Source organism: Roseomonas sp. HF4 (assembly GCF_005222755.1).
Classification (GTDB): Bacteria; Pseudomonadota; Alphaproteobacteria; order Acetobacterales; family Acetobacteraceae; genus Neoroseomonas.
The window spans coordinates 92,332-114,822 of the sequence record NZ_STGD01000009.1 but is presented as its reverse complement, the minus strand read 5'-3'; the positions used below and the strand labels follow the sequence as shown (position 1 = coordinate 114,822).

The window sequence follows — 22,491 nt, the reverse complement described above, 5'->3', positions numbered from 1 at the left end:
GGGGCTCGGGGGAGGTTCTCCTCCCCCCACCTTGCTGCCGTGAGCACCGATTATCTCGCCCGCCTGAACCCGGAACAGCGCGCCGCGGTCGAAGCTGTGGACGGCCCCCTGCTGGTCCTGGCCGGTGCCGGCACCGGCAAGACGCGCGTGCTCACCACGCGCTTTGCCCACATCCTGTTGCAGGGCAAGGCGTTCCCGTCGCAGGTCCTGGCCGTGACCTTCACGAACAAGGCGGCGCGGGAGATGCGCGAGCGCGTCGCCGCCATCCTCGGCCAGCCGGCCGAAGGGCTGTGGCTCGGCACCTTCCACGCGCTGGCCGCGCGGATGCTGCGCCGCCATGCCGAACAGGTCGGGCTCACGTCCAGCTTCACGATCCTCGATGCCGACGACCAGGCGCGGCTGCTGAAGCAGGTGATGGAGGCCGCGCGCGTCGACACCAAGCGCTGGCCCGTGAACGGGCTGATGGCGGTGATCCAGCGCTGGAAGGATCGCGGCCTGGAGCCGGCCGCGGTGACGCCGGCCGAGGACAGCGACTATGCCGGCGGCCGCGCGAGGGAGATCTACGCCGACTACCAGGCGCGGCTGCGTGCGCTCAACGCCTGCGATTTCGGCGACCTGCTGATGCATGTGGTGACGCTGCTGCGCGGCAACCCCGACATCCTGGCCGAGTACCACCGCCGCTTCCGCTACATCCTGGTGGACGAATACCAGGACACGAACCTGGTGCAGTACTACTGGCTGCGGCTGCTGGCGCAGGCGCACCGGAACATCTGCTGCGTCGGCGACGACGACCAGTCGATCTATTCGTGGCGCGGCGCCGAGATCGAGAACATCCTCCGCTTCGAGAAGGATTTCCCGGGCGCGGCGATCGTGCGGCTGGAGGCGAACTACCGGTCCACGAAGCCGATCCTGGCCGCGGCCGCGGCGCTGATCGCGCACAACACGGGGCGCCTCGGCAAGACGCTGCGTGCCGGGCGGGCGGATGCGGAGGGGGAGAAGGTCCGCATCGTCTCGCTCTGGGACAGCGAGGAGGAGGCGCGCATGGTCGGCGACCGGATCGAGGCCGCGCGGCGGTCCGGCCAGTCGCTCGGCGAGGTCGCGATCCTGGTGCGTGCCGGCTTCCAGACGCGCGCCTTCGAGGAACGGCTGATCGTGCTCGGCCTGCCCTATCGCATCGTGGGCGGTGCCCGCTTCTACGAGCGCGCCGAGATCCGCGACGCCATGGCGTATCTGCGCGTGGTGGCGCAGCCGGCCGACGACCTCGCCTTCGAGCGGATCGTGAACCTGCCCAAGCGCGGGCTCGGCGACACGGCGATGCAGGCGATGCACGCGATCGCCCGGGTCGAGGCGATCCCGCTGTCGCTGGCGGCGGCGCGGGCGTTGGAGACGGGCGCGATCAAGCAGGCCAAGTCGCGCGAGGCGCTGCGCGAGCTGCTGCAGGGCTTCGCGCGCTGGCGCGCGCAGGCCGGGGCCGAGGGCCATGTGGTGATGGCGGCGACGCTGCTGGACGAGAGCGGCTACGCCGCGATGTGGCAGCAGGACAAGTCGCCCGAGGCGCCGGGGCGGCTCGACAACCTCAAGGAACTCGTGCGCGCCATGGGGGAGTTCGAGACCCTGGCGGGCTTCCTCGAGCATGTCGCGCTGGTCATGGAGAACGACGAATCCGCGCAGGGCGAGCGCGTGTCGCTGATGACGCTGCACGCGGCCAAGGGGCTCGAATTCGACATGGTCTTCCTGCCGGGCTGGGAGGAAGGGCTGTTCCCGTCCCAGCGCAGCCTGGACGAAGGCGGCGAGAAGGCGCTCGAGGAGGAACGGCGGCTCGCCTATGTCGGCATCACGCGGGCGCGGCGGGTGGCGGTGATCAGCCATGCGGCGAACCGGCGCATCTACGGCACCTGGCAGGCCTCGATCCCGTCGCGCTTCCTCGACGAACTGCCGGCCGGCGAGATCATCCGCGAGGGGGCCGCGCAGCGTGAGGCCCGCGGCCACGCCTCGGTCTTCGCGGGCGGGGGCATGTTCGCGCAGCGGCCGCGCCGCATGATCGAGGCCGGCGCCTGGGAGGTGAAGGAACGCCCCGCCGCCGCGTCCTCCTTCGCCGTGGGGGACCGCGTCTTCCACCAGAAATTCGGCTATGGCCGCATCACGGCGGTCGAGGAGGACCGCCTCGACATCGCCTTCGACAAGGCGGGGGACAAGCGCGTGCTCGACCGTTTCGTGGAGAAGTCGTGATGCGCGCCGCGGGCCCCGACGGTGCCGGCGCGCTGTCCCGCCGGCGGGCCGAGCCGCTGGAGGCGCTCGTCATCGACAACCTGCCCGAGCACGCCGTGCCGGTCTTCGAGGCGGCACTCGAGCAGGTCTGCGCGACCGTCGCCTATTTCCGCGACGAGGCGACCGACACCTGGCGCGTGGAAGGCGTGCGCGAAGCGGGCGCGGAGGACGATGCGCTCGACGCCGCGCTCGCGCTGGCCGCGGCCGTCGCGGGGATCGATCCGCCCGTCGTACAGGCCGCGCCGGTCGAGGCCGAGGGCTGGCTCGCGCGCACCGTGCAGGCCTTCCCGGAGATGCCGGTCGGCCGGCGCTTCCTGATCCGGCCCACGCATGTGCCGGACACGATCACGCATGGCCGCGTCGTGCTGCGGCTCGATGCCGGGCTCGCCTTCGGCTCCGGCGAGCATGCCTCCACCCAGGGGTGCCTGCGCGCCTACGAGGGCATGGCGCACCGGCGGCCGCGCAGCGTGTGCGACCTCGGCAGCGGATCGGGCATCCTGGCGATGGCGGCGGCGAAGACCGTGCCGTGCCGCGTGCTGGCGACCGACATCGAGCCGTGGTCGGTCCGTGTGTGCGAGCAGAATGCGCGCATGAACGGGCTGATGCCGCGGCGGATGCGCGCCATCCTGGCGGATGGCTGGAAGCCGCGGCTGATGAAGGGCGTGCGCTACGAGCTCATCTTCGCGAACATCCTCGCGCGCCCGCTGTGTGCCATGGCGCGGGACCTGGCGCTGCACCTGGCGCCGCGCGGCACGGCGATCCTGGCCGGGCTGCTTGGCACCCAGGCGCGCATGGTGCTGGCCGCGCACCGCCGTCAGGGGCTGGTGCTGGAACGCCGGATCGACGTCGGGCCGTGGACGACGCTGGTGCTCAGGCGCCGCGGTTGAGCAGCGCGCGCTCCGTCTCCGCGTTGCGGTCCAGGGCCTTCGCGTTCGCTTCGTAGGCGCGGCGCGCCAGCAGGCTGTCGACCATGGCGCGTTCCAGGTCGCCGCTCGCCTGCGCGGCGGTCAGGCCCTGGTTGCCGGTGGGCGGCGCGGGCGAGGGGTCGGCCGCGCGCGCACTGCCCGGTGTCGGGTTGGCGATGACGGCGGCAGCCTCGCCGAGGCGCTCCGCCGCCCGCTGCATGCCTTGGACGGATGTGGTGAGGGCGACCTGCATCGTCGCAGTCTGCGTGACGGGGGTTGAGGAAAGGTGAAGACGTGGGGAAGGGAACTTCCCCCCGGCTCCCCAACCTTCCTTGGATTCCTGATGCGGGCTGTCGTGGTCGGTTCCCAGGCGCCGGCAAGGGTAGCGTTCGGGGTCGTCCCCGCGCGTCCGGGGCGTCGGGAACCGCGGAGGGCAGCGCCCCGGTCCCATCGTCCCCGTGACCGTCGTCCGTCCGTGCTGCCGCGCGCCCGGGTCCTTTCTGCGTCGCGCCGCAGTGAGCATCGGGTCGCAGCCAGCGTCAGGCCGACGGTCGCCGCCGGAGGAACGCGATCAGGATCACCCCGGCAAGGCCGAGGAGGGCCACCACCGCGACCGGAACCCTGTGGCTGCCCAGCGTCTCCATGGCGAAGCCGGCGGCAAAGGGCGTGGCCAGCAGCGCGATCGCCCGGCCGGTGTAGAGCATCCCGATCATGGTGCCGGCCCGCCGCGCTCCGAACTGATCGGCGACGAAGGCGGGCAGCAGCGCCACGAAGCCGCCCCAGCCGAGCCCGAACAGGAGGGCGAAGGCGGTCAGCGCCACGAACGTCGTGCCCTGCGACCAGAGCATCGTCGCCGCGACCAGCATCATCGTGCAGGCGAGGAAGGTCTCGCGCCGACCTACGAGGTCAGCCACCGCCCCCAGCACGAAGCGGCCCGCAATGGAGCCGATGCCGATGACCCCGAGAAGGCCCAGCGCATCCGCCCTGTCGAAGCCGAGGCTGCGCGCCGATGCCACCAGATGCGCGAAGGGCAGGGCGACCGTTATCGAGACCAGGAGCACGCCGAGGTACAGCGCGGCGAACCCGTCATTCTCGGGGGCTCCGGCCCCAGGCGATTTGTCCGGCGCATGGCCGGCGATCTCCTCGGCCGCTTCCCGGAGGCCGCTTGCGCCGCGCCGCTGCGGCATGCCGGGGATGAGCATCGCGCCCATCAGCCCGACGATGCCGGCGCCGAGGCCAGAGAATCCGAAGGCGAATCGCCAGTCGCCGTAGTCCGCCAGCAGGTTCGCCATGGGCGGCACCAGCGCGGTGCCGACGCCGACGCCGCCGGCCGCAATGCCGGAGGCGAGGCCGCGCCCCACGACGAAGCACCGTTGAATGGCGACCATGGCCGGCACATGCGCGAAGCCGGTGCCGATGCCGATCAGGACGCCGTAGCACAGCACGACTTCCGTCATGCTACGCGCAAACGCCGCGCTCATCAGGCCGAGTGCCACAGCCACCATGCCCACGATGGCCAGCGGTCGCGGCCCGATGCGGTCCGCCAGTGGCCCCGTGACGCCGCTTACCGCGAAGCAGCACGCGCCCGAGAGCGCGAAGACCAGGCTGGAGGTGGCGTGGGACGCACCGAACGCCGCGACGAAGTCGTCGGAGAAGGCGGCATAGGAGTAGATCGCACCGAAGCCCACCATGTTGACCAGGAACGCCCCGACCAGGGCGCGCCACCCTTCGGCGAATTCGCCGCGGCGAGCCCTGTTGCCGGCCGCGCCCGCCTCGCCCGCGCGCGGCAGTCGCAGATGGCGTTCAGCCTGGTAGTGGAGGCTCACGGCACGCGCTGCCGCAGGGTCGAAGCGAGAAAGATTTCGGCCTTGCTCCCGCCGCGAGCGATGCGGAGCGGACGGAAGGAGCGACCATGCGATGCCGGCGCCGTCAGGCCCGCGGCCGCCTGCGCTGCCCCTGGGCGCGCTGCTTCCCGCCCCCCCGCGTGACGGAGGACCGAAACGCCGGTGACATTCGCCCGCCCGCAAGGACGCGCGCCTTGCCGCGATGGCGGACACGAATGCGCGACGGCGTGGCACAGGTTCTCCGCATCGGAAGACGACCGTGCCGGCAGGTTGTCGGTCCGTAAATGGAACGTTATTCGGGAAGCCAACATGTCGCGAAATGTTAAACTGGGAGCGTGCCGGCGGGAGCGGCCCGGCCGGGCATGCTGTCCAGCCCCGGCTGCTTTCCTGCCGGATTTGTATCGGCACGGCGGCTTCCGTATATCGCCGCCGGCATTACGGCGATGGCCCATTCGAGGAGGCGCGTTGAATGGATCGTGTCTTCATGCCGAGCGAGGCACCGACGATCGATCCCGCCCGCCTGGCGACCTTCCACGTCGTCCAGGCCACCGATTCGGCGGAGCTGGACGGTCTCTCGCGCGTGAGCGAGCGCTTTCCGACGCAGTGCCGCACCTACAAGTACCGCCTGCAGGACCGCGCGCTCTGGCGCCAAAGGTTCGACCGTCCGATCTTCGGCCTTGCCACGCGTAGCGCGGGATCCACCCTGGCGAGCCTGGGCGAGAACCGCTTCGCCACCGAAGTGGCCATCGACGGCCCGGCGGTCGAATACTATGCAATCACGACGATCCTTCGCGGCGGATTGACGCTGGGCCAGAATGGCCGCGACACCACGGTCGCAGAAGGCCAGGCACTGGTGTATCGCACGGCCCCCGGGACCCGCATCCTGACCAGCGACGGGTCAGCGCGTTCAAACTTGTTCATCAAGGTCGAGGACATCGAGACCGTACTCGAGCAGCTGCTTGATCAGCGACTTCGCAAGCCGCTGGAATTCGCGCCCGTGCTCGATTGGACCCACGGACTCGCGGCCAGCCTCAGGAAGCAGCTCGACTTCATGCTGGGCGAATTCGAGCGACCGGACGGGGTGGTGGACAACGCCGCGGCGCTCGCGTCGATGACGGACCTGCTGGTCAGGTTGGTGCTTCGCGCCGTGCCGCACTCCTACACCGACCAACTCGACTGCGGGTCGGCCGGCGCGGTGCCCGCCTATGTCCGGCGCGCGGAGGACTTCATGCGCGCCCATTGCACGGACCCGATCCGCATGGCCGAGGTTGCGGCGGCGGCGGGATGCAGCCTGCGCACCCTTGCGGCCGTCTTTCGGCAGTTCCGCGGCAGGACGCCGCTCGGCGTGCTGCACGGCGTGCGGCTGGACGAGGCCCGACGCGCGTTGGGCGACGGCGCGACCGATGTCCCGGTGGTCGCCGTCGCGCGACGCTATGGCTTCACGAATGCGACGCGCTTCGCGAGCGCGTTTCGCCGTCGCTTCGGTGAATCGCCTTCGGACGTCGTGCGGCGCGCGTCGCGGTCCGCGTAACCGGGTCGATGCGCGGCCGCGGAAAACCTGCTCCGCCGCCCTCCCCGTCGCCCCCGCAGCCGCGGCATCGCCTCCGCCGCGACGCGACCCATCGTCTCCGCCTCCGAGGCTGCGTTGATGCCCGAACCGTCGAGCCCCGGCAACGGCAGGGTGCGGAGGCGCCCGGCTTCCTCGCGCTGCGCCACGACGCAGCGGACAGGGGCGCCGTCGAAGTCGCGGACACGGCACGGACCGGCCAGCGCAACCGGCAGGCCGGCGCCGGCGATGGCGGCGACGGACGCACCGGCCGCGGCAGCGGCATCCGTCACCGGTCCTTGCGGATGCGGGCTCGCACGACGTGGACCCAGGCGATCGCCAGGTTGCGCGGAGGGAACGACGGACCGGCGCCACCTCGCCCATGGGCTCGGAAGCCCAACGGCTACAGGGGGGCTCCCGCCGGCCGGCGGCCTCGACGGCTCAACGCCTGGAGGTAGCGCAGAGATACGGGGGAGAACAGGCGCGCATCGGCGCCGCGCAGCAATTGCGGTAGGACCCGCGGAGGGGAGAAGTTCCCTATCTCCCTCCACCCTGGTTCCCAACCCCGCGCGGCGCTCAGGCCAAGCGCACGAAGTTCCGACGTTCGGCCCGAAGGGCCGAGGCCGCGACTGCGGTCCGCCGGTTGTCCGGCGGAGCCAAGGGCCGCGGATGCGGCCCGCCCGGCGTCTCAGGGGCACGAAGGTGAAACCTTCGTGCGCCAAGTATCAGGCCCCGGCCCGCGCCTGCAGCGCCAGCAATTCCTCCAGGAACCGCGCCGCCGCCACATCCGGCGCCCAGGGCCGCCAAGGCGCGTCGCCGTAGCGGACGGCCAGCGGATCCTTCGCGATCACCACCGCGCGGATGCCGAGCGTCTCGCGCACCTCCTGCGCCGTCCAGCCGACCACATGCACGGCCTCCGCCGCCGCCACCGCGATGTCGACGGATTTGTGGGCGCGCTTCTCCTCCGCCGTCCAGGCGGGCAGGCGGTAGCGCGTGGCGATCGCGCCCGACAACCGCGCCTGCAGCGCCGCGAAGCGCTCGCCCAGGAAGGGCTTCAGCGGCGAGATGCAGTCGAAGTTGATCAGCCCCTCATCCGCGTCGTGCAGCAACTCGCGCAATTCCTGCGCGGGCACCAGGCGGTGGCGCGTGCGCACGCGGCGCAGCGCGAGCACGGTCAGCGAATGCTGCGCGACGGACAGCGGCTCCGGCCATGCGGAATGCCCGCCCCAGCGGAAGGTGCGCGCGAGGCCCGTGGCAAGGTCGGCATCGGTCCAGTCGAAGGGCGTGGGGGAGAGGAGGTCGAGGCGCCGGCCCGACGGCAGGCGCACCCAGGCGCGGTCGGTCATCGGGACGGTCGGGGGAGGAGAACCTCCCCCGAACCCCCTCCCTTCCGTGGCATTTGGCGTAGGTCCCGGGAGGTCGGGCGCCAGGTGCCAAAGAAGGTTGTGGGGGGTCCGGGGGGAGAAGTTCCCTTCTCCCCCCGCCTGTTCCCCGCGGCGCGCATCAGTACTCCGCGAACACCCGATCGAGGTCGTCGATCCCGTGCGCCAAGGCCAGCGCCAGCAGCACGCGCGCCTTCTGCGGCGTCAGGTTGTCGGCGGTGACGAAGCCGAGCGCGGAATTCTTCGTGGTCCGCGCCGCGCGCCCCGACATTGCGCGGGACGATGTCACGACGGCAACGCCCTTCTTCACGGCATCGGCCATCGCCGCCGACATCGCCGGCGTCACGTAGCCGGGCGCGAAGCCCGCGGTCACGATGCCCCTGGCGCCCGCGGCGACGAAGGCGTCGATCGCAGTCCCGTCCGCGCCGGCATAGGTGTAGGCGATGTCGACGCGCGGCAGCGCATCCATGCCGCGCACGTCGAACTCGGTATCGGGCGCGAGCCGGCGCAGCGGACGACGATACCAGGCGATGGCATCCGCATCCGCATGGCCGAGCGCGCCGAAATCCGGCGTGCGGAAGGTCTGCATCCGCAGCGTCGAGGTCTTGGTGACTTCGCGCGCCGCGCTGATCTCGTCGTTCAGCAGCACGAGCGCGCCGAGGCCGCGCGCGCGCGGGTCGGCCGCGACGCGCACGCCGTTGACCAGGTTCATCGGCCCGTCCCCGGCCAGCGCCGAGGCCGGCCGCTGCGCGCCCACCAGCACGACCGGCTGCGGGATCTTCAGCGTGAGCGACAGGAAATAGGCGGTCTCCTCCAGCGAGGCGGTGCCATGCGTGACGACGATGCCGGCCAGGTCCGGGTGCCCGGCCGAAAGCCGGTCGCAGATCAGCAACAGCTCCTTCCATTCCGGCCAGCCGAGCGCCGTGGAGGGGATGGCGCGGAAGGGCACGGGGATGACCTCGGCCACGAGCGCCAGCTCCGGCACGCGCGCGATGACGGCCTCGACGTCGAGCACGGTGCCGGCCGCGCCGTAGTCGATCAGGTCGAGCGGCCCGCGGCCCATGGAGGAGATGGTGCCGCCCGTGCCGATGACGGCGACCTTGGGCTTCGCGCTCACGCCGCCGCCTGTCCTGCCGCGCCTGCGCGCAGCCGATCGATCACGTGGTCGGTGGTCATGACGTCTCCGAAGATGTTCCAGAAGGCCGCGAGCGAGGCGTTGTGCTCGGCATCGCTGTTGGCGGCGTTGCAGTCCGCGACCATGACGGTGCGGAAATTCGTCATCATCGCGTCGCGCGCGCTGCTCTCGCAGCAGACATTGGTGACTGTGCCGCCGATCAGCACCGTGTCGAAGCCGCGCGCGCGCAGCCGCTGCGGCAGGTCGGACGACCCCTGGATGAAGGCCGAGAAGCGACGCTTCAGCACGCGTTCGTCCTCGGGCCGCACATCGAGGGCTGGCCAGAGCGCATGGCCCGGGCTTCCCTCGGTCATGGCGGCGACGCGGCGCGCGCGCGCCTCGGGCGTCGCCATGCGCTGCATGACCGACCATTCCACGTCGCAGCCGGCATCGTGGGTGTTCTGCACCCAGAAGACCGCGCCGCCCGTCTCGCGCAGCGCGGCGGCCAGGCGGTTGACGGCGGGCACGATCCGTTCGGCCATCGGGCAGTAGGCGTGGCTGATCGCCGGATCCATGAAGCCGACCTGCAGGTCGATGACCACGAAGGCGGTGCGCGCGGGGTCGAGGTCCTCGAAGGGATGTTCGCGGCCGCAGCGCGCGGCGACGCGGGCGGGGATCTCGGGCGATATGTCGATCGGATGCATCAGGGCAGCCTTCCGGTGAGGGTTCCCGTGCCGGTGAATTCACGCCACTCCCTGGCGCACGAGGCTATCGGCGCGACCGCGCGGCGGCAACCCGGCGCGGCGCGCCGACGGGCGCTGGCGCTGCACGACATGTGATGCCGCGCCCGCCAGAACATGATCGGGTGCGGCGGCGACAGGGCCCAATATCCCTAGCCACCGCGGTCGATGACCGCAGTCGTCAGGCGCGACACGCAGGCGAGGCGGCCGTCCGCGCGGCGGATCTCGGTCTGCCAGACCTGCGTGCTGCGCCCGACATGCAGCGGCCGGCAGATGGCGGTGACGGTCTCGCCGCTGGGGACGGAGGCGACGTGGTTGGCATTGACCTCGAGGCCGACGGCCATGCTGCCCTCCGGCAGCGCGAGCATGCTCGCCATGCTGCCGAGGGTTTCCGCCAGCACGACCGAGGCGCCGCCGTGCAGGATGCCGAAGGGCTGCACATGGCGCTCGTCCACCGGCATCGCGGCGCGGATGAAATCGGGGCCCACCTCGAGGATCCGGATGCCGAAATGGCCGGGCAGGCTGCCGGCGAAGCGCGCCTCGAGCGCGCCCGGGTCAGCGAATCGCTTCCACATTGCGTCATGAACCGTTTCATAGGGGTGCGTGGACCATACGCTTACCCCGGCCCGTGGGGGATAGGGCGAAGCGGCTTGACCCATGCCAAGCCGGGTAGTAATTAAGAAAAAGTTTACAGTTTTTGAGATGGTCTCTTCAAAAAGAGTTTCGCTTCGCTAGGATTATCTCAACCATTTGGTTTGTAGCGTGGGGGCAGGGCTGGATCGGTCGTCGGACCGGCCGAAGGGAACCAAGGGGGCACGCTTTGCACGTTCTGCTGGATGTCTCGCGCTTCCTCGGCTGTCCGCGGCGCCGCGCCCCCTCGGGAATCGATCGCGTCGAAGTCGCCTATGCCCGGCGCTGGCTCGCCGCGCCGCAGGACGCCGTCACCTTCGTCGCGCGCGCCCCGCGCGGCGGCTATGCGGCGCTGCCGCGCGGCATCGTCGCCGACCTCGCGGGCCAGTTGCACGCCGCCTGGTCGGGCGGCGCCGATGCCGCCGCCGCGCGCCGCGCGGCGCGCCGGACGGGACTTCTCGCCCTCGCGCGGCTGGCGATCGGCCGCGGTCGCAGCCAGCTCGACGCGACCCTGGCGCGCGAGCGACGCAGCGCCTTCCTCCTCGTCTCCCACCGGCTGATGGAGGAACCGGGGCCGATCGATGCGCTGCGCCGCGCCGGCGCCGCCTTCGTGCCCCTGGTGCACGACCTCATCCCGGCCACCCATCCCGAATATGCCCGGCCGGGCGTCGCGATGCAGCACCTGCAGCGCCTCGCGACCGTCGCGGCGCTCGCCGACGGCATCATCGTCAATTCCGGCGCGACCGCCGCCGTGCTGAAGCCGCACCTCGTCCGCCAGGCATCCTGCCCGCCGGTGCTCGTGGCCCCGCTCGGGATCGATCCCATGCGGCCCGACTCGGCCGCGGGCGGCGGCACGCCCTATTTCGTCGCGATCGGCACGATCGAGCCGCGCAAGAACCACATGCTGCTCCTGCATCTCTGGCGCGACTTCGCGGCGAAGTGGGGCCCGGCCGCGCCGCGCCTCGTCCTCGTCGGCCGCCGCGGCTGGGAGAACGAGAACGTGGTCGACCTGCTCGACCGCTGCACCCTGCTGCGCGGCCTGGTGGAGGAAGCGGGCTCGCTGTCCGACCCGGAGGTCGCCGGCCTGCTCGCCGGCAGCCGCGCGCTTCTGTTCCCCTCCTTCGCCGAGGGCTACGGCCTGCCGCTGGCCGAGGCGCTGGCGCTCGGCGCGCCGGCCATCTGCTCGGACCTGCCGGCGCTGCGGGAAGTGGGCGGCGAGGTGCCGGAATACCTCGACCCGCTCGACGGCGCCGGCTGGCGGCGCATGGTGCTCGACTACGCCGCCCCGGGCAGCCGGTCCCGCGCGGCGCAGGTCGCACGGCTCGCGCAGTGGTCGGCGCCCCGCTGGGAAGACCACTTCACCGCCGTCGATGCCCTGCTGGATGAGGTGGTGGACCGCGCCGCCGCGCCGCTCCGCCAAGCCATTCCCGCCCGCAGGCCCGCCATGCCCGCCGACCGCGCGCATGAGCCGCTGGTCGCCGATCCGGTCGGCGCGCAATGAGGTCCCGCCGCCTCCCTTCCGGGACGGGCTGATGCGAGCGGCGGGGCGGCCCCGCCCGCGTCGCGAGGCCGGGGGCGTCGCCATCCTCGGCGCCGCCTGCCGGCTGCCCGGCGCCGCCGACCTCGACGCCTTCTGGACGCTGCTGGCCGAGGGGCGGGACGCCGTCACCACGGTCCCCGCCGATCGCTTCGACCAGGCGCGCTGGCTGCACCCGCGCCGGGGCGAGCCGGGCCGCGCCTACACCTTCGCCGCCGGCACGATCGGCGATGCCGCCGGCTTCGATCCGATGGCCTTCGGCCTGTCCCCGCGCGAGGCCGCCGAGATGGACCCGCAGCAGCGCCTGCTGCTGGAGGTGGCCGCCGAGGCGCTGGAGGATGCCGGCTGGCCGGCCGAACGCATCGCCGGCCGCAACATCGCGGTCTTCATGGGCGGTTCCTCGACCGACTACGCCGAACTCCGCCTGGCCGACCCGGCGGCGGCCGACCGCTTCTTCATGACCGGCAACGCGCTGTCGATCCTGGCCAACCGGATCGGCAACGTCTTCGACCTGCGCGGCCCGGCGCAGACGGTGGACACGGCCTGCTCCTCCTCGCTCGTCGCGCTCGACCTCGCGGCACGGGCGCTCGAGGCCGACCCCGCCCTGGAAGCGGCGGTGGTGGGCGGCGTCAGCATGCTGCTCTCGCCCTATTCCTTCATCGGGTTCTCGCGCGCGGGCATGCTCTCCCCCACCGGGCGCTGCCGCGCCTTCGACGCGGCGGCGGACGGCTACGTCCGGGCCGAGGGCGCGGGCGTGGTCGTGCTGCGGCGCCTCGCCGACGCGCAGGCGGACGGGGCCCGCATCCGCGCCGTGCTGCTGGGCAGCGGCGCCAATGCGGCGGGGCGCACCATCGGCCTCTCGCTGCCCGACCGCGCGGCGCAGGCCGCATTGATGGAGCGCGTGATCGCCCGCGCCGGCGTCGCCCCCGACCGCTTCCTGGCCTTCGAGGCGCATGGCACCGGCACGCGCGTCGGCGACCCGGCCGAGACCTGGGCGATCGGCACCACCATCGCGCAGCGCCGCGCCGCGCCGCTGCCGATCGGCTCGGTCAAGACGAACATCGGCCACCTGGAGGCCGGCTCGGGCATGGCCGGGCTGCTCAAGGCCATGCTCATGCTCGAGCGCGGCGCCGTGCCGCCCTCCCTGCATTTCGCCAAGCCCAACCCCGAGATCGACTTCGACGGGCTGAACCTGGCCGTCGCGACCTCCCTCACCCCCGCCGTGGTCGCGCCGGATGCGGTGGTCGGCGTGAATTCCTTCGGCTTCGGCGGCACCAACGCGACCGTGCTTCTGGGCCGCGCGCCGGAGGCCGCGGTGCGACGGCCCGCGCCGGGCCGCGGCCTGCCCCCGCTGATCCTCTCGGCGCGGTCCGAGGCGCAGCTTCGCCTGCTCGCGGCACGCTGGCGCGACCGCCTGCCCGGCACCGATGCGGCGCGCTGCGCGATGCTCGCGCGCGGCGTGGCGCGCAACCGCGACCTCGCGCCACATCGGCTCGTGCTGCGCGGCGCCGACGGCGATGCGCTGGCCGGCGCGATCACCGCCTGGCAGGCGGGGACCGCCGTGCCCGGCTCCGAGCAGGGGGAGGCCGTGCGCGGCGGCCTCGCCTTCGTCTTTTCCGGCAACGGCGCGCAGCATGCCGGCATGGCGCAGGCGGCGCTGGCGGCCTCGCCCGCCTTCCGCGCCGCGCTCCGCAAGGCGGACCGCGCGCTGGCGCCGCTGCTCGGCTGGTCGCCCCATGCGCTGCTCCGGCGGGGCGTCGGCGCCGAGGCGCTCGCCGCCACCGACGTCGCGCAGCCGCTGCTGTTCGCCGTGCAGGCGGGCGTGGTCGGCGCGCTGGCGGAACACGGCATCGTGCCCGGAATCGTGCTCGGCCATTCCGTCGGCGAGGTCGCGGCCGCCTGGTGCGCCGGCATCCTGCCGATGGAGGAGGCCGCGCGGCTGATCGTCGCGCGCAGCCGCCACCAGCACGCGACGCGCGGCGCCGGGCGCATGGCCGCGATCGGGTGCTCACCGGCCGAGGCGGAACCGCTGCTCGCCGCCGCCGGGCCGGGGCTCGAGATCGCCGCCGTGAACGGCCCCGCCGCGATCACCGTGGCCGGCCCGGCGGCGGCCATCGAACGGCTCTGCGCCGCGGCGGGGGAGGCGCGCATCAGCGCCGTGCCGCTCGACCTCGACTACGCCTTCCACGCCGCGGCGATGGAGCCGGTGCGCGACGCGCTGCTGGCCGACCTCGCGGCGCTGGCGACACAGGCCGGGCGGCTGCCCATGGTCTCCTCGGTCGATGGCGCGGTGCTGGATGGCCGGGACGCGGGCGCCGCCTACTGGTGGCGGAACCTGCGCGCGCCCGTCCGCTTCGGCGACGCCGCGCGCGCCGCCGCCGCCACCGGCGCGCGCCTTTTCCTCGAGATCGGCCCCGCGCCCGTCCTGCAATCCTACCTGCGCGAGAGCCTGCGCGAGGACGGGGTCGAGGCCGCGATCCTGGCGAGCCTCACGCGCCGGGACGCGGCCGGCGACCCGTTCCCCGCCATCGCCGACCGCGCCACGGCGCGCGGCGCCGACCCGCGCGGGGCGAAACCCTTCGCGGGCGCCGCCGCGCGCGACCTGCCGCTCACGCCCTTCGCGCGGACCCACATCTGGTTCCCCCGCACGGTCGAGAGCGCGCGGCTGACCGACCCGCAGCGCGACCACAGGCTGCTCGGCATCCGCGCCGGCGCCGAGCCCGGGCGCTGGCACGGCCTGCTCGATGCCGCGCTCGACCCCTGGCTCGACGACCACCGGCTGCTGGGGGAGGTGGTGCTGCCCGCCGCCGCCATGGCGGAGATGGCGCTCGCCGCCGCTGCCGCGCTGCACCCCGACGCGGCCGTGCTCGAGGTCACGGACCTCGCCATCCTCCGCCCCGTCCCGATCGAGCCCGGGCGCGGCCGCGAGACCCGCGTCACCGCCGATGCCGAGGGCGCCTTCGCCCTCGACAGCCGCCGTCGCCTGGCAGAGGAACCCTGGAGCCCGGCCGCGCGCGCGCGGATCGGCGCGCTGCCCCGCCTGCCCCCCGCGCCCGCGCCGTCAGCGCCGGGCGGGCGCGAGGTGCCGGGGGTCGAGGTGGTGGCGCTGGCCGCCCGCTGCGGCCTCGACTATGGACCGGCCTTCCGGCCGGTGGAGCGCGTGCTGGCCGGGACGCAAGCGGGCCGCGTGATGCTCCGCCTGCCCGAGACGGCGCCGCAGCCGGACGGTTTCCTTCTTCATCCCGTGCTGCTCGACGGCGCGCTGCAGGGTCTGGTCGCGCTGCTCGCCGGCGCCGCGCGGGACGCGGGCGAGAGCCTCGTGCCCGTACGGATCGGCCGGCTGGCCGCCCGCCGCGGCGCCGCGCTGCCGGCCACCGCCGACCTGACGGTGACCCGGCACGGGACGCGCTTCCTCGCCGCCGACCTGGCGCTCCGCGATGCCGAGGGCGGGCTTGTCGCGACCTGCGCCGATGTCTGGCTGCAGCGGTTGGCCCTGCCCGGCCGGGCGGGCACGGCCGGCATGGCCTTCCGGCTCGACCCCGTGCCGGCGCCGCCGCTGCCCGCCACCGCCGCGCCGGCCGACGCCGACGCCGCGCTGGAAGCCGCCCGCGCCGCCGATGCCCCCGCCGACCTGACCGAGGCGGCGCTGCTGCTGGAAGGCTTCGCCGCCGCCGCCGCCCTGGCCGCGCTGCCCGCGGCGCCGCCGCTGGCCGGGCCCTACCGCCAGGCGCTCTGGCGCGCGCTGGCCGAAACCGGCCTCGCCGAGGAAACCGCCGCCGGCTGGCGCGTCGCCGAGGGCCAGCCCTTGCCGCCTCCGGCCGGGATCTGGCGCGCGGTGCTGGCCGAACAGCCGCGCCTCGCGCTCGACATGGCGTGGCTCGCCCGCGCGGCAGAGACGCTGCCCGCCGCGCTGGCCGGGGAGGCCGTCGCCGCCGCCCCGCAGCCGCCCGACAGCGGCGCCTTCGAGCGGCTGGCCGAGGTGATGGCCGCCGCGATCGGCGCGCTTGCCGCCGCCTGGCCGGAAGGGCGGCCGCTCCGCGTCCTGGAACTGGGCGCCGGCGGCGCGCTGACGCGCCGCGCCCTGGCGGCGCTGGCCGCCAGCGGCCGGCAGGTCGCGTATCGCGCGTCCGGGGACGCGCGGGCCGGCGCAGCGCCGCTGGCCGCCGAGGGGATCGACCTGCTCTGGACCGCGCCGGACGCGCCGCAGGGGGAGCCGGCCGACCTCGTGATCGGCCTCGCGGCCGGTGCGCGGCAGCGGCACGGCACAGCGCTGGCGCGGTCGCTGCGGGGCCTCGCCGCGCCGGGCGGGCTCGTGCTCCTGGCCGAGCCCGCGCCCGGCCGCCTCTGGGACTTCGCCTGCGGCCAGGATCCCGCCTGGTGGGCGAGTGGCGAGGGCGCGCTGCCCGACGCCGTCACCTGGCGCCACGCATTGTCGGAAGCCGGGTTCGAAGCGCCGGAGGCACTGCCGCTCTCGGCCGCGCCCTGGCCCGCCCTGCTGCTCGCGACGCGCGCGCCGTCGCTCGTGCTGCCGGTGGCGGCCGCGCCGCGGCGCGTCCTGCTCGCCGCCACGCCGGGAGCGATGCCGCTTGCGGCGGCGCTGGAGGCCGCGCTGCGCGCCGAAGGCCACCGGGTGCAGCAGCAGGCGCTGGCCGCGACGCCGGCCCCGCGCGACCTCCAGGGCAGCCTGGTCGTCGTGCTGGCCGCCGACGACCCGCTGCCCGGGACGCTCGCCGCCGCGACCCGCCTGGCCGAGGCGTCGGACGGCGCGGCATCCGGCTTCGTGCTGGTCGGCGCCGGCACGCCGGCCGCGGCGGGTGCGCTGGCGGGCCTCGGCCGCGTGCTGGCGAACGAAATTCCGGGCCTGGCGCCCCGGCGCATCACCCTGGACCCGGCGCTCGGGCCGGAGGCGGCGGCGCGGCGGCTCGCGGCCGAACTGGGCGCGGCGACGCCGGAGGTCGAGATCTCGGCCGGGTCGCGCCGCGTGCCGCGCCTGCTGCCCGGCCTGCCGGCGGCGCCCGCGTCCGGCGCGGCGCGGCTCGCGATCGGCCAGCCAGGCCAGATCGGCACGCTTGGCTGGGCGCCGCAGCCCGCCCTGCCCGCACCCGGCGCGGGGGAGGTGCGGCTTCGCGTGCTCGCTGCCGGTCTGAATTTCCGCGACCTGATGTGGGCGCAGGGCCTGCTGCCCGAGGACGCGCTGATGGACGGCTTCGCCGGCCCGACGCTCGGCATGGAATGCGCGGGCGTGGTGGAGGCCGTGGGGCCGGGCGTCGCCCTCCGGCCGGGCCAGGCGGTGTTCGGCTTCGCCCCCGCCGCCTTCGCATCCCACGCCCTGACGCGCGCCGAGGCGCTGGCACCGCTGCCGGACGGCCTGTCGCCCGAGGCGGCGGCCACCGTGCCCGTCGCCTTCCTGACCGCGGCCTATGCGCTCGAGACACTGGCGCGGATCCGCCCCGGGGAACGCGTGCTGATCCATGGCGGAGCAGGCGGCGTCGGCCTTGCCGCACTGCAGGTGGCGCTGGCGGCGGGCGCGCGCGTCGCGGCCACGGCGGGCAGCGCCGAGAAGCGCGCCTTCCTGCGCCTGGCGGGGGCGGAGATCGTGCTCGACAGCCGCGACGCCGGCTTCGCCGACGTGCTCCGCGCAGCCTGGCCCGATGGCGTCGATGTCGCGCTGAATTCCCTGGCCGGGGAGGCGATGGAGCGCACCCTCGGGCTGATGGCGCCCTTCGGGCGGTTCATCGAACTCGGCAAGCGCGACTTCGTCGAGAACCGGCGCGCGGCGCTCCGGCCGCTCAGGCGCAACGTGTCCTACTTCGCGGTGGATGCGGATGCGCTGCCGCGCGCGAAGCCCGAACTCGCGCAGGCGCTGCTGGCGGACATCGCGGCGCGGCTGGCCGAAGGGGCGCTGCTGCCGCTGCCGCACGCGGTCTTCGCGCCGGAGGAGGCCGAGGCCGCCTTCCGCCGCCTGCAGGCCTCCGCCCATATCGGCAAGCTCGTGATCCGCCCGCCGGCCGCCACCGGCGCCGCCGCGCCGGCCTGGGCGCCGGAGGCCGGTGGCACCTACGTGATCATCGGCGGGACCCAGGGCTTCGGGCTGGCCTGCGCGACCTGGCTCGCGGCGAACGGTGCGGCGCATGTCGTGCTCGTCTCGCGCCGCGGCGTCGCGACGCCCGGCGCGGCGGCGGCGGAGCGGCGGCTGGCCGCGCTCGGCGCGCGCGTCCGCATCGAGGCCTGCGACGCGGCCGACCATGCCGCGCTGGCGGCGCTGCTTGCGCGGCTGCGGCGCGAGGGCCCGCCGATCCGCGGCGTGGTGCATGCCGCCGCCGCCTTCGCCGACGGTGCCTCGGCGACGATGGACGCGGCGCGCTTCGCGGTCGCGCTCGACCCCAAGGAACGGGCGGCGGAGCATCTGGACGCGCTGACGCGCGAGGACCCGCTGCATCTGTTCCTGCTGTTCTCCTCGGCCACCACGGCCTTCGGCAATCCGGGCCAGGCGAACTACGTCGCCGCCAATGCCGCGCTCGAGGCAATCGCGCGGCGCCGCCATGCGGACGGGCGCGTGGCGCTGGCCGTCGGCTGGGGGCCGATCGCCGATGCCGGCGTGCTGGCGCGCGACGCCGCGACCGCCGAGACGCTGGAACGCCGCACCGGCGTCGCCCCGATGCCGGCCGAGGAGGCGCTGGCCGCGCTGCCCGCGCTGCTCGGCGCCGGGGTGCCGGTCGTGCACCTCGCGCGCGTCGCCTGGGGCGGGCTGTCCGCCGCGCTGCCGATCCTGCGCGAACCCGCCTATGCCGCGGTGCGCGCGGCGCCCGAGTTGGCGGCGGAGGGTGCGGAGCTGCGCGCAGAACTGCGCGCCCTGCCGCCCGAGGAAGCGCGCGCCCGCCTGCTGCGCCTGGCGCAGGAGGAGATCGCGCGCATCCTCCGCCTGCCAGCCGGCAGCGTAGGCGCCGATGCGCCGGTGGCGGGGCTCGGGCTCGACAGCCTGGGCGGGCTCGAGTTGCGCATGGCGCTGGAGCGACGGCTCGGCGTGCAGGTGCCCCTCGCCGCCGTGACCGAGGACCTCACCCTCGCCGTGCTTGCCAACCGCATCGCCGGCGTGGTGCTTGAGGACAGGACGGACGAGGCGGTGCAGGCGCTGATGGAAGCCTACGAACCCGCCGTGGTGGAGGCCGGGGAATGAGCCAGGGCTTCGGCCTGTCGGCCACCGCGCGGCTCGCGCTGCTGCAGCGCCTGTCGAAGCGGAAGGAAGACGCGGGACCCGCGCCCGGCGCCGCGCGCGCCTTCCGCGAACTGCCCGGCCAGCGCGACATGGAGATGATCCGCGAGGCCGCCGGCGCGCTCGGCCTCGAGAACCCCTTCTTCCGCCCGCATGAGGGCATCGCCGGCGCGACCAGCGTGATCGGCAACCGCGAGGTCATCAATTTCGGGTCGTACAACTACCTCGGCCTGAACGGGGATGCGCGCGTCATCGCGGCGGCGCGCGCGGCGATGGCGCGGCACGGCGTCTCGGCCTCGGCGTCGCGCATGGTCTCGGGCGAAAGGCCCGTGCACGGGCAGCTGGAGGCGGCGCTCGCGGCGCATTACGGCGTCGATGCCGCACTCGCCTTCGTGTCGGGCCACGCGACGAACGTGACGGTGCTCGGCCACCTGATGGGGCCGCGCGACCTGATCCTGCACGATGCCGCCATCCACAATTCCTGCGCCGAGGGCGCGCGGCTGTCGGGTGCGCGGCGCATCGCCTTCGCGCACAACGACTGGCGCGCGGCGGAACGCGAACTGGCCGCCGCGCGGCGCGGCGCGCGGCGCGCGCTCGTGGTCATCGAGGGCCACTACTCGATGGACGGCGACATCCCCGACCTGCCCCGCTTCATCGAGCTGGCGCGCCGCCACGACGCCTGGCTCATGGTCGACGAGGCGCACGGCATGGGCGTGGTCGGCGCGGCCGGCCGCGGCATCCACGAGCATTTCGGCGTCGATGCGCGCGAAGTCGACATCTGGATGGGCACGCTGTCCAAGACGCTGTCGGGCTGCGGCGGCTACATCGCGGGCAACGCCGACCTCGTCGCCTGGCTCAAGCATTCCGCGCCAGGCTTCGTCTATTCCGTGGGCCTCGCGCCCGCCCTGGCGGCGGCGGCGCTGGAATCGCTGCGCATCCTGCACGCGGAGCCGGAGCGCGTCGCGCGGCTGCAGGGAAATGCCGCGCTGTTCCGGCGGCTCGCGCGCGAGGCCGGGCTCGACACCGGCACCTCGGCGGGGCTGGCCATCGTGCCGGTCATCGTGGGGTCCTCGGTGGCCGCGGCGCGGCTGTCGCAGGCGCTGTTCGAAGCCGGCATCAACGTGCAGCCCATCCTCTACCCCGCGGTGCCGGACAGCGCGGCACGGCTGCGCTTCTTCCTGTCGTCCGAGCATACGGAGGCGCAGCTGCGCGCGACCGTGGCCGCGCTGGCGGCCGCGATGGCGGGCGCCCGCCCGGCCGAGGTCACCGCGCCAGGATGATCGCCGGGATGCCGCCCTCCGGCGTGATGCGCCGGACGGGCGCGAAGCCCGCGCGGGCGTAGAAGGGCAGCACCTCCTCGCGCTCGGTCTTCAGCACCCAGCGGCGGTCGGGCAGGGCGGCGAGCGCCTGCGTCAGCATCTCGGCGCCCAGCCCCTGCCCCTGCCGCGCCGGCGCCACGCCGATCGCCCAGAGATAGGCGAAGGGCGCGGCGCCGAAGCCCTCGCGGATGGCGGCCTCGCAGGCGCTCTCCTGCGCCATCAGCCGGCGCGTCGCCCCGGGGCCGATGAGCGCGGGCGCCAGGACCAGGCCCGAGCGCAGCAGCAGCGCGGCCGGCGCGGGCACCGCGTCGCCGCGCCGCCAGCCGGCGACCGCGGCGCCATCGCCGACCGCCGCGACGCCGCCGGCGACGCGACACGCGCGCAGCACGGCGCCGAACAGCCGGGGCAGGCGCCGCGCGCGCGCCGCGGCGTCGGGCAGCGCATGCGCCATCAGCGGGTCGGCCGCGAAGGCGGCGGCGAGCGTCGCGGCCAACGGGTCAGCCATCGGCCAGCACCGCGTCCCGCACCGCCGCATGGAAGGCGGCGGCGTCGAGGTCGCGGTGCGCGCCCTCCCCCGGCCGGTCGCTCCGCCAGATCAGGAAGTCCGTGTCCGTGCCGCCTCGCATCGCCGGCAGGGCCGGCCGGTGGTCGCCGAAGGCCGCGATCGCGACCGGCCGGCCGATGCCGCGCGCCGCATCGGCCAGCCGGCCCAGCATCGCATCCGTCGCCGCCATGCGCGCGGCCCAGGCGGCGGCGGGGTCGGGTCCCGGCCAGGGGCCATGCGCCGCGACGCTGATGGCGTAGAGGAGCGTGGGGCCGGACGCCGCCGCGAGTTCCTCCGCCAGGCGCTGCCCGAGCGCGGCATCGGTGACGAGCCCGCCCTCCCGCGGCGCGTCCCCGAACTCGGGCGCCGCCAGGAAGCGTTCGAAGCCAAGCGCGGGCAGCACGCGGTCGCGGCCGAAGAATCGCGCATCGAACGGGTGCAGGCAGGCCGTGCTCCAGCCCGCGCCGCGCAGCGCCCAGGCCAGCGAGCCGACCGGCCGGCGCGCGAAGCGGAAATAGGGGTTCAGCCGGTCGAGCCCGAGCGCGGCATCGGCAAGCCCCGTCAGCACCACGAATTCCGTGCGCATCGTATTGGCGCCGAAGCCCGGCACCGCGAGCCGTCCGCGCAGCAGCGCCGCCGCGCCCAGCGCATCCCAGGCCGGCAGTGCCTGCGCGCGCCCGAAGCGCCGCGGATCGCAGAAGGATTCGAGCTGCAGCAGCACGAGATGCGGCCGCGCCGCGCCCGGCCGCGCGATGGCGGGCGCCGGCGGATGCGCGGCGCGCCGCGCCGACCGCTCGCGCGCCGCGACGCGGGCATGCAGCGCGAAGGTCGCGAAGGGCCCGAAGGCCATCGCATCCCGCGCCGGGTCCCGCGCCAGGGCGGCCGGCACGGGCGGGCGCAGCACCGGCGCCAGGACCACGACCGCGCCCAGCAGCAGCGCCGCCCGCCTGGCCTCGCCGAGCGCCAGCGGCGGCTCCAGCGCGAGCGCGGCGATAAGCGCGGCGGCGCCCAGCACCGCCTCCGCCGCCAGCACCCAGCGCGGGATGAAGGGCAGGTAGAAGCGCGGATGCCGCGCCACCTGGCCGAGCAGCCCGCCATCGGCGAAGACCAGCGGCTCGCCCAGCGTGCGGCGCTTCGCCCAGTCGGCCACCACCAGCAGCAGGCAGGCGGCGCCGACCAGCCCGCCGGCCAGCACCGGCCGCGCCGTCAGCGCCAGCAGCGCCAGGAAGGCCGCCGCAACCGGCGCCCCATCCAGCAGCGTCCAGGCCGACAGCCGCGCGCCCGCGCCGCGCCTCAGCAGCCACCAGAAGGTCAGCGGCAGTGCCGCGCCGGCCAGGATGTGCAGCGCCTGGCTCATGCTTGGCGCACGAAGGTTTCACCTTCGCGCCCCTCAGACGCCGGGCGGGCCGCATCCGCGGCCCTTGGCTGCGCCGGACAACCGGCGGGCCG

Annotated in this window: 14 protein-coding genes; 6 read left to right on the top strand and 8 right to left on the bottom strand. The window is 74.7% G+C overall.

All coding sequences use genetic code 11. The annotated features are described in order from the left end of the window. Positions 1-39: 39 nt before the first annotated feature. Together E8M80_RS14940 and E8M80_RS14935 are read left to right on the top strand one after the other, a co-directional pair. Entirely contained in the window at positions 40-2,229 is a 2,190-nt protein-coding gene (locus E8M80_RS14940; RefSeq protein WP_206035641.1) for an ATP-dependent helicase, read from the top strand. Continuing rightward, complete coding sequence (locus E8M80_RS14935; RefSeq protein WP_137126501.1) at positions 2,229-3,155, top strand: 50S ribosomal protein L11 methyltransferase; 927 nt, start codon at positions 2,229-2,231, stop codon at positions 3,153-3,155. The genes E8M80_RS14940 and E8M80_RS14935 overlap by 1 nt, the downstream gene beginning before the upstream one ends. Here the strand turns inward: E8M80_RS14935 and E8M80_RS14930 are convergent. Together E8M80_RS14930 and E8M80_RS14925 are read right to left on the bottom strand one after the other, a co-directional pair. Further along, positions 3,139-3,426 (bottom strand): hypothetical protein, encoded by a 288-nt coding sequence (locus E8M80_RS14930; protein WP_137126500.1) that lies wholly within the window; start codon positions 3,424-3,426, stop codon positions 3,139-3,141. The genes E8M80_RS14935 and E8M80_RS14930 overlap by 17 nt on opposite strands. A gap of 286 nt (positions 3,427-3,712) precedes the next feature. Continuing rightward, entirely contained in the window at positions 3,713-4,999 is a 1,287-nt protein-coding gene (locus tag E8M80_RS14925) for an MFS transporter (RefSeq protein WP_137126499.1), read from the bottom strand. A 502-nt stretch (positions 5,000-5,501) separates the two neighbouring features. Here E8M80_RS14925 and E8M80_RS14920 point away from each other — a divergent pair. Further along, on the top strand, positions 5,502-6,548 hold the full coding sequence (locus E8M80_RS14920) for an AraC family transcriptional regulator (protein WP_170979435.1): 1,047 nt from the start codon (positions 5,502-5,504) through the stop codon (positions 6,546-6,548). A gap of 740 nt (positions 6,549-7,288) precedes the next feature. Here the strand turns inward: E8M80_RS14920 and E8M80_RS14915 are convergent. The 4 genes from E8M80_RS14915 to E8M80_RS14900 form a co-directional block, all read right to left on the bottom strand. Continuing rightward, entirely contained in the window at positions 7,289-7,909 is a 621-nt protein-coding gene (locus E8M80_RS14915) for a phosphohydrolase (protein ID WP_137126497.1), read from the bottom strand. Positions 7,910-8,066: 157 nt separating this feature from the next. Beyond that, positions 8,067-9,062 carry an asparaginase gene (locus E8M80_RS14910; RefSeq protein ID WP_137126496.1) on the bottom strand — a complete coding sequence of 332 codons (996 nt, stop codon included), beginning with the start codon at positions 9,060-9,062 and terminating at the stop codon, positions 8,067-8,069. Further along, positions 9,059-9,763, bottom strand: a complete 705-nt coding sequence (locus tag E8M80_RS14905) for an isochorismatase family protein (RefSeq protein WP_137126495.1) — start codon at positions 9,761-9,763, stop codon at positions 9,059-9,061. Before E8M80_RS14905 ends, E8M80_RS14910 begins: the two co-directional genes overlap by 4 nt. Positions 9,764-9,951: 188 nt before the next feature. Further along, positions 9,952-10,374 (bottom strand): hotdog fold thioesterase, encoded by a 423-nt coding sequence (locus tag E8M80_RS14900; RefSeq protein WP_137126494.1) that lies wholly within the window; start codon positions 10,372-10,374, stop codon positions 9,952-9,954. Between the two features lie 245 nt (positions 10,375-10,619). Here E8M80_RS14900 and E8M80_RS14895 point away from each other — a divergent pair, with 245 nt between their 5' ends. Genes E8M80_RS14895 through E8M80_RS14885 form a run of 3 tightly spaced genes read left to right on the top strand, consistent with a single transcriptional unit; the run spans position 10,620 to position 20,459 of the window. Further along, positions 10,620-11,930, top strand: a complete 1,311-nt coding sequence (locus E8M80_RS14895; protein ID WP_137126493.1) for a glycosyltransferase family 1 protein — start codon at positions 10,620-10,622, stop codon at positions 11,928-11,930. Between the two features lie 31 nt (positions 11,931-11,961). Further along, the gene (locus tag E8M80_RS14890) at positions 11,962-19,143 is read left to right on the top strand and encodes a type I polyketide synthase (RefSeq protein ID WP_170979434.1); all 7,182 of its coding nucleotides are present in this window, start codon (positions 11,962-11,964) and stop codon (positions 19,141-19,143) included. Beyond that, entirely contained in the window at positions 19,140-20,459 is a 1,320-nt protein-coding gene (locus E8M80_RS14885) for an aminotransferase class I/II-fold pyridoxal phosphate-dependent enzyme (RefSeq protein ID WP_137126491.1), read from the top strand. The genes E8M80_RS14890 and E8M80_RS14885 overlap by 4 nt, the downstream gene beginning before the upstream one ends. Here E8M80_RS14885 and E8M80_RS14880 read toward each other — a convergent pair. Further along, positions 20,443-21,003 (bottom strand): N-acetyltransferase, encoded by a 561-nt coding sequence (locus E8M80_RS14880; protein WP_137126490.1) that lies wholly within the window; start codon positions 21,001-21,003, stop codon positions 20,443-20,445. The genes E8M80_RS14885 and E8M80_RS14880 overlap by 17 nt on opposite strands. Next, positions 20,996-22,399 carry an LTA synthase family protein gene (locus E8M80_RS14875; RefSeq protein WP_137126489.1) on the bottom strand — a complete coding sequence of 468 codons (1,404 nt, stop codon included), beginning with the start codon at positions 22,397-22,399 and terminating at the stop codon, positions 20,996-20,998. Before E8M80_RS14875 ends, E8M80_RS14880 begins: the two co-directional genes overlap by 8 nt. Positions 22,400-22,491: the final 92 nt, after the last annotated feature.